This is a genomic window from Streptomyces sp. NPDC002265 (genome assembly GCF_040296125.1).
Lineage (GTDB): Bacteria > Actinomycetota > Actinomycetes > Streptomycetales > Streptomycetaceae > Streptomyces.
Genome location: NZ_JBEOWS010000057.1, coordinates 24609 through 35996, shown reverse-complemented (window position 1 = coordinate 35996; position 11388 = coordinate 24609). Strand labels below are relative to the sequence as shown.

At 70.4% G+C, this 11388-nt stretch carries 9 protein-coding genes and 1 rRNA gene; 3 read left to right on the top strand and 7 right to left on the bottom strand.

The window, feature by feature from the left end; genetic code table 11:
• Nucleotides 1–93 (top strand): 5S ribosomal RNA (gene rrf / locus ABT085_RS13465); the annotation flags it as partial.
• A 70-nt stretch (nt 94–163) separates the two neighbouring features.
• A complete protein-coding gene (locus ABT085_RS13460) occupies nt 164–718 on the top strand; it encodes a GNAT family N-acetyltransferase (RefSeq protein ID WP_351605794.1) in 555 nt (184 codons plus the stop codon).
• Nucleotides 719–721: 3 nt separating this feature from the next.
• On the opposite strand, the gene ABT085_RS13455 is transcribed toward ABT085_RS13460, so the two are convergent.
• The 7 genes from ABT085_RS13455 to ABT085_RS13425 form a co-directional block, all read right to left on the bottom strand.
• Nucleotides 722–2317, bottom strand: coding sequence for a type IV secretory system conjugative DNA transfer family protein (locus ABT085_RS13455; RefSeq protein ID WP_351605791.1), 1596 nt, complete (start codon nt 2315–2317; stop codon nt 722–724).
• 16 nt (nt 2318–2333) lie between these two features.
• Nucleotides 2334–3761, bottom strand: a complete 1428-nt coding sequence (locus tag ABT085_RS13450) for an ATP-binding protein (protein WP_351605788.1) — start codon at nt 3759–3761, stop codon at nt 2334–2336.
• A 6-nt stretch (nt 3762–3767) separates the two neighbouring features.
• Complete coding sequence (locus tag ABT085_RS13445) at nt 3768–5327, bottom strand: SCO6880 family protein (protein ID WP_351605785.1); 1560 nt, start codon at nt 5325–5327, stop codon at nt 3768–3770.
• The gene (locus tag ABT085_RS13440; RefSeq protein WP_351605782.1) at nt 5324–6649 is read right to left on the bottom strand and encodes a hypothetical protein; all 1326 of its coding nucleotides are present in this window, start codon (nt 6647–6649) and stop codon (nt 5324–5326) included. Before ABT085_RS13440 ends, ABT085_RS13445 begins: the two co-directional genes overlap by 4 nt.
• A complete protein-coding gene (locus ABT085_RS13435) occupies nt 6639–7508 on the bottom strand; it encodes a hypothetical protein (protein ID WP_351605779.1) in 870 nt (289 codons plus the stop codon). Before ABT085_RS13435 ends, ABT085_RS13440 begins: the two co-directional genes overlap by 11 nt.
• Nucleotides 7509–7685: 177 nt before the next feature.
• Nucleotides 7686–7994 (bottom strand): DUF8827 family protein, encoded by a 309-nt coding sequence (locus ABT085_RS13430; protein ID WP_014673544.1) that lies wholly within the window; start codon nt 7992–7994, stop codon nt 7686–7688.
• A 359-nt stretch (nt 7995–8353) separates the two neighbouring features.
• Nucleotides 8354–9676, bottom strand: coding sequence for a S53 family peptidase (locus ABT085_RS13425; RefSeq protein ID WP_351605776.1), 1323 nt, complete (start codon nt 9674–9676; stop codon nt 8354–8356).
• 733 nt (nt 9677–10409) lie between these two features.
• On the opposite strand from ABT085_RS13425, the gene ABT085_RS13420 reads away from it, so the two are divergent.
• A complete protein-coding gene (locus ABT085_RS13420; RefSeq protein ID WP_351605773.1) occupies nt 10410–11204 on the top strand; it encodes a trypsin-like serine peptidase in 795 nt (264 codons plus the stop codon).
• Nucleotides 11205–11388: the final 184 nt, after the last annotated feature.

The following is an 11388-nucleotide window of genomic DNA, read 5'->3' as shown; positions in this document are numbered from 1 at the left end:
ACGCCCGGTTACATTCCGAACCCGGAAGCTAAGCCTCACAGCGCCGATGGTACTGCAGGGGGGACCCTGTGGGAGAGTAGGACGCCGCCGAACAAATTTTGGAGAAGGCCTCCACCGTTAAATCGGTGGGGGCCTTTTCTGCGTTCCGGATACGGTGTGGCGTATGAACTACGTCATCCGATCCATACGCGCCGATGAATGGCCGGCCGCCAAGGCGTTGCGACTGCTCGCGCTCCAGGACCCGATCGCGCACCTCGCCTTCCTCCAGACCTACGAGGATGCCGTCCAGGAGCCGGATTCCTTCTGGCAGCAGCGGACCGAGGGAGCTGCGGAGGGCGCGAGCCAAGCTCAGCAGATCATCGCCGAAGGGCCGGACGGCGAGTGGGTCGGCACCCTGACCGTGCTGATCGAGGAGGCGGGCTCGAAGGACTGGGCGGGCTTTCCGGTGGAGCGGAAGCAGGCGCACCTGGTCGCCGTGTTCGTACGGGACGACTTCCGTGGGATCGGGCTCACCGAGGTGCTCTTCGATGCCGGACTGGAGTGGGCGTGGGGCACCGGGGTCGAGCGGATACGGCTGCTCGTGCACCCGGACAACGAGCGGGCGCAGCGGTTCTACCGAAAGATCGGGTTCGTGCCGAGCGGGATCGTCGTGCCGTTGGAGCCGGCGTCCGAGGAGTTCGAGAATTCCGAGCTTGAGTTCGTCCTCGAACGCGACTGAGGTCTACGCCGGGAGTTCCTGGTGCGGCCAGCGGGCGCGGGCCTGCTCCCGGGACCGGAGCAGGGCCAGGGCGGGCAGGCCCCGGTCCGCTCCGGTGGCCAGCAGCTCCGGCAGCTGGGGAAGCGGAGCCACGGCGGCGACGTCGTCCAGGACGAGCGTCAGTGGTGGGTCGAGGCGACCGGAGGATGACCGTTCGGCCATGCGCCGGCCACGCTCGACCACGCTGGAGACGAGGGCCGTCAGGAGGGGCATCGCACCGGGATGCGTCCTGGGGTCCTCGATGGATTCACCGACCACATAAAGCGTGCCCCCTTCGTCGACGAAGGAATCCAGGGCGAGCGCATCGCTTCGGTTCGGGGCGCAGGCCTCACGGATGTTGACCGTGGACAGCGCGGAGAGCGCACGGCTCGTCAGTTCCTGTGCGATGTCACGGCGTTCGGGATGCGAGGTGAGGGCGCCCTCCAGCTCGCCGGCGGCACCGGGGGCGGCCTTGGGGTTCGTGCGCAGGATGCGTACGGCGTCCTGGACCTGGGTGCCCTGGGACCAGCGGTGGACATGGCGGACGGTGCGGCCGTCGATGGCGGCGGCGTGCAGATAGCTGCGCAGGAGCGTTTCAGCGGTGTCGCCGACGGCCTGGTCGATCTTGGCGCTGGGGCGGACGGGGGCGAGCAGGGCCGCGGCTCTGTGCACCGCGGTCTGTTTGTCCTCGCAGCCGGTGGTCGGCGACCAGTGCAGGCGCGCCGGGGTGTCGCACAGATGCGTGGGGTCGTAGAGGTGGACGGGGCCCAGTTTGGCGCGGGCGTCCTTGGTGTCGTGCCAGAGGGCGGGATCCGAGGTGACGACGAGGGCCGCGCCCTCCGCGTCGCGCACGGCCTGGGCCGCGGTGACCAGACGGGCTTCGGGAGCGGCGTAGACGACCATGCCCTCCGGGCGGGACGGTTCCCACCCGGTGGTGCGTTCCACGGGGAAGAGCGCGGTGGCCGGCTCCTGGTGCTGCGCGGCGGGTTCGGGCGCGGGCCCTGCCGACGGTGTGGGCACGGGCCCTGCGGACGGTGCGGGCGACGAGGGCCCGGCCGACAGCGTGGGCGAGGGTGTGGGCGCGGTCTGCCATGGGCCGTTCGCCGGTGCGGGTTCGCCCGCCGGTGCGGCTACCGGCTCACTCGTACGCGCGGGTGTCGGTGACGGGCTTCTCGGTACCGGCACCTCGTGGTGGTCCGGGGTGTCCGCGGCCGCCGCGCGTCTTCTGGCCCGGCCCGCTCTCCAGCGGGCCAGGGTGCCCATCACGAACACGGTCAGGACGAACAGGACCATCAGCTGGCCGATGAACAGGCCCCAGAACAGGCCGTAGCCGGAGAGCTCGTCCGGTACGGCGTCCGGCCATGCGCCGGGCATGTCGTGCGGCTGGGCGATCAGCCTGCGCATGGCCAGGGGGGTGCGGGTGAAGGTGACGCCGGACGGCCAGGAGCCGTGTGCGAACAGTCCGGCGAGACCTGTGGCCGTCCACACCAGCAGGGTCATGCCGAGCAGGAAAGCGAGTATGCCTACCAGCAGGCCGTCGGGGATGCCGCCCGCGCCGGGCCGGCGTTCGTCCGGTCTCATGCCAGGGACACCCCTTCTATGCCACCGTCGACTCGGACGAGCCGTCCAGATCGCTCAGATGCTGTTCCATGAAGGCCGCCGCCCTTTCCTCCGCCTCCAGTTCGGCGGCGCGCAGTACCTCGTCGTCCGGGGCCAGGTCGCTGGACGACTCGGTCATCGCGCGGTCGGTGAAGACCAGCGGGCGTTCCGTCTCGGTGACCAGGTGTTTGACCACCTGGACATTGCCGTTGACGTCCCAGACGGCGATGCCGGGGGTGAGGGTGGGGATGATCTCGACGGCCCAGCGCGGCAGGCCGAGAACCCGGCCGGTGGCCCGTGCCTCGTCGGCCTTCTGTGCGTAGATCGTCCTGGTCGAGGCCATCTTGAGGATGGCCGCCGCTTCCTTGGCGGCCGCTCCGTCCACCACGTCGGAGAGATGGTGGACGACCGCGACGAAGGACAGGCCGAGCCGGCGCCCGAACTTCAGCAGCCGCTGGAACAGCTGGGCCACGAAGGGGCTGTTGATGATGTGCCAGGCTTCCTCGACCAGGAAGATGCGCTTCTTGCGGTCGGGGCGGATCCAGGTGTGTTCCAGCCAGACGCCGACGATGGCCATCAGGATCGGCATCGCGATGGAGTTGCGGTCGATGTGGGAGAGGTCGAAGACGATCAGTGGGGCGTCCAGGTCGATGCCCACGGTGGTCGGGCCGTCGAACATGCCGCGCAGGTCACCGTCGACCAGGCGGTCCAGGACCAGGGCGACGTCCAGGCCCCAGGCCCGTACGTCGTCCGTGGCGACGTTCATCGCCTCGGCCGACTCCGGTTCGGGGTGGCGCAGTTGTTCCACGATGTCGGTCAGGACCGGCTGGCGGTCGAGGATCGTCTCGTTGACGTAGGCGTGGGCGACCTTGAGGGCGAAGCCGGAGCGTTCGTCCAGGCCGTGGCCCATGGCGACCTCGATGATGGTGCGCAGCAGTGCCAGCTGGCCCGTGGTGGTGATCGAGGGGTCGAGCGGGTTGAGGCGGATGCCGTGGTCCAGGGCGGCCATCGGGTCCAGGCGGATGGGGGTTATTCCCAGCTGCTGGGCGATGAGGTTCCATTCGCCGACGCCGTCCTCGCCCTGGGCGTCCAGGACGACGACCTGCCGGTCGCGGAAGCGCAGTTGCCGTAGGACGTACGTCTTCTCCAGGGCCGACTTGCCGTTGCCGGACTCGCCGAGGACGAGCCAGTGCGGGGCCGGCAGCTGCTGGCCGTAGAGCTGGAAGGGGTCGTAGATGTAGCCCTTCCCGGAGTAGACCTCGCGGCCGATGATGACGCCGGAGTCACCGAGGCCGGGGGCGGCGGTGGGCAGGTAGACCGCCTGGGCCTGGCCCGTCGAGGTGCGCACCGGGAGCCGGGTCGTCTCCACCTTCCCGAAGAGGAAGGAGGTGAAGGCGTCGGTGAGGACGGACAGCGGATCCCGCATCAGGTCCTACCTCCGAATGCCGGTGGCGAAGGGAAGTGTGTTCACGAAGGCGCGGTGGTGCTCGCGGTCGCACCACTCCAGTTTCAGATACGACTTTCCGGCCGAGGCCCTTATGGTCCGCTTGTCGCGGGCCAGCGCTTCGGGATTGCGGGAGGAGACGGTGATGTAGCCGACCAGGTTGACGCCGGCCGCGCCGCTGGCGAGGTCCTCTCCGCGCTGGTCGAGGCGGCCGTGGGCGGCCACGTCACGCGGGTCGACGGTGCGGTTCATCTTCGCGGCGCGGGAGGCCTCCGCCTCGTCGTTCGTCTTCTCCGTCAGCATGCGCTCGATGGCGACCTCGGTGGGTTCGAGGTCCATGGTGACGGCGACCGTGCGGATGACGTCCGGGGTGTGGACCAGGAGCGGGGCCAGGAAGTTCACGCCGACCGGGGTCATCGGCCACTCCTTGACCCAGGCGGTGGCGTGGCACCAGGGGGCGCGGGTGGAGGACTCGCGGGTCTTCGCCTGGAGGTACTGGGGCTCCATGGCGTCCAGTTCGGCCGGCCAGGCGTTGCGCTTGGTCATCGCCTGGATGTGGTCGATCGGGTGGTCCGGGTCGTACATGGAGTGGATCAGGGACGCGAGGCGGCCCTGGCCCAGCGGCTGGCGGACCCGGATGTCCGCTTCCTGGAGGCGGGAGCAGATGTCGGTGAGCTCGCGGGCCATGACGACGGCGAGTCCGGCGTCGCGGTCCAGCTTGCGGCCGGCCGTGGGGCGGGCGGCGCGCGCCATGGCCTGTGCCTCGGCGGCCAGTTCACGGTTGTAGTGCATGCAGGCGACGAGGTAGGCGCGGTGCTGCTCGCTGCTGGTGGAGACCATCGACTGGAGCTGGTCGTACGACTGGGCCAGCCATCCCGGTGCCTTCTCGTCGCCGCGTACGGACACGTCCTTGGCGTGGGCGTCGGGGTCGGCGGGGAGGGTGCGGGCGAGCATCTGGAGGCGGGTGACGAAGCCGTCGCCGTTGGCCACGTGCTTCAGGAGGGTGCCGAAGCGGTCGACGAGGGCCTCCTGGTCCTCGCTGTCGCGCAGGCCGACGCCGGGGCCCTCGATCTCGATCGCCGCGGTGACCGTACGGCGGTCGGCGTGCAGCAGTACGGCGATCTCGTCGGGGCCGAAGGGGGCGGCCAGCCAGCTGATGCGGCCGATGCCGGGCGGCGGGCCGACCTCGATCTCCCGGCCGTCGGCCCGGGTGCCCGCCTCCATGACGGCGGAGCGGTAGGCGGTGCCCCGGCGCAGGGTCCGCTTGTAACTGCGGTTCACCTCGAACCACTTGTAGAACGTGCGCTGCTTGTACGGCACGTAGACCGCGGCCAGCGCGAGCACGGGGAAGCCGGACAGCAGCACGATGCGCAGGGCCAGCAGGGGGACGAGGAGCCCGCACATCATGCCGAGGAACGCGCCGACGACGATGAGCGCGATCTCGCCGGACTCGCGGTTGCGGCCGACGATCGCGTTCGGCCGGGCGCGGCCGATCAGATATGAACGGCGGGGCGTGACCGGATGGGACAGGTGGGTCTCGGTCGTCAACGCCCTTCACCTCCCGTGCGGTTGTTGCGTGCGTTGCCGGCGTGCGGGGTGTTGACCGCGCTGGGTGCGCGGGGCGCGGGTGCGGTGGCGGATCCGCCGCCTGCGCTCGGGGTGCGGGAGCCGTGCGCTGCCACTCCGCCCGAGGCGGGGTTGGCCGGGCGGGCGCCGGTGGAACCGGACTGGCCGCCGCCGTTGTTGTCGGCGCGGGTGCTGTGCGTCTTGATGCCCTGGGCGACCAGGGTCGCCGGGGAGCTGATGACCGCGGCGGCCTTGCCCTCGGCGCCCTGCATGATCCGGTTGTTGCGGGAGTTGGCGATCTCGTCGCCGAAGCCGGGGACGAAGCGGTAGATCATCGCGCTGGCGAAGATGGCGAGCAGGATGATCGCGAGTCCGGAGACCACGGCGGAGAACGCGCCCGGGCCGTCCTCGGTGGACAGGGCTCCGGCCAGACCGAGCACGATGACGATGACCGGTTTGACCAGGATCACGGCGATCATGATTCCGGCCCAGCGGCGCACATGGCCCCACAGGTTCTTGTCGACCATGCCGGCGTAGACGACGGTGCCGAGCAGGGCGCCGACGTAGAGGAGCGCGGCCCGGATCACCAGCTCCAGCCACAGGACGCCGGCGGCGAGGATGGAGACCAGCGACACCACGATCAGCATGATCGGGCCGCCGCCGATGTTGTCGCCCTTGGCGAGGGCGCCGGAGAAGTTGCCGAAGAACGTGTCGGTCTGGTTCCCGGTGGTCTTCGCCAGGACCTCGGTGATGCCGTCGGTCGCGGAGACGACCGTGTAGAGGATCAGCGGGGTGAAGGCGGAGGCCAGCACGGTGAGCCAGAGGAAGCCGACGGCCTCTCCGATGGCGGTGGTCAGCGGGACCCCGCGCACCGCCCGCTTGGCGACGGCCAGCAGCCACAGCAGCAGCGTCAGCACGGTCGAGGCGGCGAAGACGACCGCGTACTGCTGGAGGAACTTGGCGTTGGTGAAGTCGACGTTCGCGGTGTCCTGCACGGCCTCGCTGAGCTTGTCGATGGTCCAGGAAGCGGCGTCGGCGCAGCCCTTGGCGAGGGAGGAGAGGGGGTCGAGGGTGTCGGTGGTGCTGGGGGTGGTGGTGCCGGAGGGGGCGTTGCCGCGTTCGCAGTATTCCTTCGCGGGGCCTCGGATGAGGTCGCACTGGCTGCTGGTCGACGGTGACGACGACGGACTGGGCGAGGCGCTGGGTGACGGCGCGGCGAAGGCGCGGGTGGCCAGCAGCACTGCGGTCGCCTGCACGGCGGCGACAGCTGTGGTGACCTTGAGGAAGCGGTGGTTAGCGCGCATAGGTGAACCCTCCGTACTCCTCGACGGCCTTCGTCATGTCGTCAGCGGTGGAGGCCTTCTGGTCGCGTCCGACCGGGACGGGCCCGTCCTTCTGCTGAAAGTCCGTGATCTTCCAGTCTGCGTCGACCCACTTCAGTTCGTACGTGGTGGTGTACCAGCTCTCGGATACAGGGTTGGTCGAGCCGTCGCCGGAGAGTCCGAACAGGGACGTGTACCAGACCTCGACGGTGGCGCTGTCCGGGGCGGACGCCGTTACTTTGGTGCCCACCGGGATGATCCGGGAGACGAAGGTCTGACCGCTCGGCGCGGTGCCGTCCTTGCCGAGCCCGATGTTCGTCAGGAAGCTCTCGCTCGAGTACGCGTTATCCAGGTCCGTCTGACGTGCGGCGGCGACGGCGGGGGCGTAGACGGTGTTGACGATGTCGTGCCGTCTGGCCGTGACGAACATGTCGGTCGAGCCGAGGGCGACCGAGTAGTTCGCCGCAGCGCTCTGTGCTCCCTGCGCATCGTGCTTGAATCCGCTCGGGATCCCGTTCGCCTTCGTCTCGACCGGCTTCGTCCCGCTGGCCGCGGTGGTCGAAGTCTTCGGCTTGTTGCCGCCCGCGCCCGGGGAGCCGGTGCCGTCGGCGGATGCGGAATCGTCTCCCCCGCGGTTGGCGAAGGCGATCGCCGCGATGAGCAGGACGACCACGCCGACCACCGTGACCAGGCTCCGCGTGGACGAGCGGCCGCCGCGTCGGGCGCCCCCGTAGGGGTCGCCGTCGGGCAGGCGGGTGCGGGTCTGGCCGGTCCCGCCGTAGCCGTCGTCGGTACCGCCGCGTGCGGTGTCGCCGTAGCTCTGATCGTCCCCGAGGCTCATGCCGCGTACGCCCCCTCGACCTCGTACCGAAAAGCGTAGAAGTACGACGGTAGCCGTGCTGGTTCCCGCGCGGGCGCGGTGTGGTGACTCGACATCAGGGAAACGCAACCTCAGCCGGTGGGCACGACGGGCGGGTGGGGAGAGGGGTGGAGCCGGGCGCGCCCGGGCGGGCCGGGGCTAGACGGCCATGCCGTACACGATGGTGAACAGGGTGCCGAGCGAGCCGATGATGAAGACGCCGGTGAGGCCCGCGATGATGAGGCCCTTGCCCTGTTCCGCGCTGAACGTGTCACGCAGCGCGGTCGCGCCGATACGCTGCTTGGCGGCACCCCAGACCGCGATGCCGAGGCAGAGCAGGATGGCGACCGCCATCACCACCTCGATCATCACCTTGGCCTCGTTGCCCAGGCTGCCGAAGGGGCCCCAGTCCGGAGCGATCCCGCCGATGATGGTGTTGATGTCTCCCTTGTCGGCCGCAAAGAGCATGTAAGTCACCGCCCCTGGTGGGTAGTTCCGCAGCCTCTGCGGTGTGCAGAGGTCAGCCCTCATTGTCGCTGACAACGGCGCCGTCGTATGTCGACTTGGCGTCATTGCTTGGCGGGTTTCTTACGAACGCCTGGCTTGGGGTCGTCTGGTGACTCTGTGTATCACGGCAGGTCACGCCGGGCAATGAAGTCAGACCGGAACCTGTGGTGTGGTTCCGTCGTTGACCCTTTTTCGCGTCGATGTTCCCGGGGTGAAGGTTATCGGCAACGGCGAACGGGCCGTGGCTGGGTGCCACGGCCCGTTCGCCCCTTGCCGCCCGGCCCCCACGGCCCAAGGCGGCACGCTGTGCCGACCGTTGGTCAGCCGGTGAAGGCCGCCACGCCTTCCGGAGTGCCCCAGCCGGTGGGGCCGTCGTAGCCGGACTTGGCGGTGCACAGGTAGCTGGAGGAGCAGCTGCCGTTGCTGCCGCTGGTGACGTCGTTCAGGGCGGAGGTACCGGCCGCGTTGTACGGGAACTTCGCCGGGTACGAGCCGCTGGACGGGGTGCCGCCGAGGGCGTAGACGCCCGCGATGATCGGGGCCGATGCGCTGGTCCCGCCGAAGGTGTACCAGCCGGCGGTGATGCCGTAGGAGTCGTAGACGGAGACGCCGGTCGCCGGGTCGGCCACGGCGGAGACGTCGGCGATGGTGCGCTTGGTGCAGCCGGTGTCGGTCTGCCAGGTCGGCTTGGCGTCGTAGGCGGAGCAGCCGGAGCCGGTGCCTTCGGTGCTGCTGGTCTTCCAGACCGTCTCGGTCCAGCCGCGAGTGGTGGAGGAGGTGGACAGGGCGGTGCCGCCGACCGCGGTGACGTACTTGGAGGCCGCCGGGTACTCGGCGCCGTAGCCGGAGTCGCCCGCGGAGACGGTGATGGCGACGCCGGTGTGGTTGAAGTACGAGGAGTCGTAGGTGGTGTCGGAGGAGGACTCCGAGCCGCCGTAGCTGTTGGAGACGTACTTCGCGCCCAGGGCGACCGCCTCGTTCACCGCGGTGCCGAGGTTGGCCATGGTGGCGGACTTGGCCTCGACCAGCAGGATGTTGCACTTCGGGCAGATCGCGCTGGTCATGTCGAGGTCCAGGGAGATCTCCTCGGCCCAGCCGCTGTCGGCGGAGGGCAGCGAGGTCGTGGAGCCGGTCTGGCTCACCTTCTTGAAGCAGCCGTTGGCGACCGTGCAGGCGGACAGGCCGTAGTACGAGCGGTAGGTCGCGAGGTCGGCCGCGGCGTTCGGGTCGTCGTAGGCGTCGACGATCGCGATGGTCTCGCCGGAGCCGTTCGAGCCGGCGGCGGAGGTCAGTCCGTAGGCGGACTGGAGGTTGCTCGGGCCGTAGCCGGAGGGGGTGGAGGCGTCCGCGGACTTCGGGGTGACGCCGGTGATCTGGGCCTGGTGCTTCTGGAAGGCGGTGAGGCCGCCGGTGACACGGAAGGAGTCGCAGGCCAGTTCGCCCGTCTTGCGGGGCGTGGCGCAGGGGGTCGCGGTCCAAGTCGCCTGGGACGAGGTGACTTTCGCGGTGGCCATGGGGGTGGCGCCGGCGTGGGCCGCGGTGCCGAGTCCGGCGAGCACGAGCGCCGCGGTGCCGAGGGCTGCGGAGCCGATGCGGCGCCATCTGCCGCGCGGGGCCGGCGTGCTGGGGAGTGACGTACGCAACGGACTGCCTCCTGAGAGTGGTTGACAGGGGCGGTGCGGGTGGTCGTGATGCCACCGGTGCGTGGTCCCCGGCAGCGGGCGGCGGCCCGCCGACGACTCTGACTTGTTGAGTACGCGACAACAAGGCGGCTCTTGGAATCCTGACTTCCGCCTTACGAACGAGGGGTGGGGCTTACCGCTCGATGGCGGGCGAATGGACGGGCGATGGCTGGGTCTTGACCTTGTGCACAGGGTGTGCACACGGTCCCGCGGCTGGTCGGAGCTGGAACAACGGGCTCTGTAGGGAGGGGAGTTGGGATGTTCGCCGGTGAGGGTGCGACGGTCCGGCGTGGCGTGTTCGGCGCGGCGTGCTTCGGCTTGGCGTGTCTCGCGACCCCGCGCGTGCGGGCTCGCGCGGGGGCGGGCCCGCACGCGCGAGGTCGGGCGCGCGGGGCGTCGTACGCGTTCTCGTACGTGTACCGGTGGTCGGTGCCGAGTGGGGCGGGCCGACCGGTCACCGGTCTGGGGCAGCCGGCCGGCTCGGGTTCCGAGGGGCCCTGGGGCAGCTGCCCGCGCCCCGGGGAGGGGGTGGCTGGGGGCTGAGGGGTGCGGGCGGCGGAGGCGGCTGGGGGCCGAGTGGTGTCGGGAGCGGAGGCGGTTCGGGAGTGCACCCAGTACGGTGGACGGGATGCCGAGCCGGAGCCGGAAGAACGGAGACGTTTCCCCTCGTCTGCATGGGACAAGGTGGGCCCCGATGAAGCGCACGCCACGCACTCGTCGCACGCCGCGCGCGGCGCACCCCCGCAAGCGCGCCCTTTTCGGGGCGCTGGTGCTGCTGGCCGCCGCGTCCGCCTCGGCCTCGGCCTCCACCGCGGGCGACGGCGTCGGGCCGCTCGGGATGACCGCCGTGGCCACGCAGACGGCGTCCGCCGACCGGGTGGGTGCGCTGTTCCCCGCCGACCGCGGCTCCCGTCTCGCAGGCAGCCACTTCTGCACCGCCTCCGTCGTGCACAGCCCGCACCACGACCTCATCGCCACCGCGGCGCACTGCCTCGACGGCCGGGGCGACACGTTCCTCTTCGTACCGGGGTACCGGGACGGCACGGCCGCGTACGGGGTGTGGACGGTCCGCCGGCGCTTCCTGCCCGACGGCTGGGCCGCGGGCAAGGACGAGGACAGCGACCTCGCCTTCGCCGTCGTCGAGCCGCAGGGCGGCAAGGCCGTCGAGGACGTGGTCGGCGCGAACCGGTTCGCCGCCGGCCTGGCGACCGGGGCGACCGCGGTGACCGTCACCGGCTATCCCGACTCCCGAGAGGTGCCGGTCAGCTGCACCAACAGGCCCATCGCGCACAGCCCCACCCAGCAGCGCATCGTCTGCCCCGCCTTCAGCGGCGGCACCAGCGGCAGCCCCTGGGTGAGCGGAGACGGGCGGATCGTCGGTGTGCTCGGCGGGCACGAGCAGGGCGGGGACACCGACGACATCTCCTACAGCGTGGTGTTCGCCGACAAGGCCGCGGAGCTCTACCGGGACGCGGCCGGCACCTCCTGACACCGACCTGATCCATCCCGGCATCGACCCCGGCATCCGTCCCGGCACCATTTCCGGCCTTACCCGTTCCGGCAGGGCCCGTCCCGGCAGGGCCCGTCCCGGATGTCCGGACGGTGGCAAACGGCCATCGACGCGCACATACGCGTCGACCTTCCTCATGATCACCCCGCACCGCGGGGGCCGC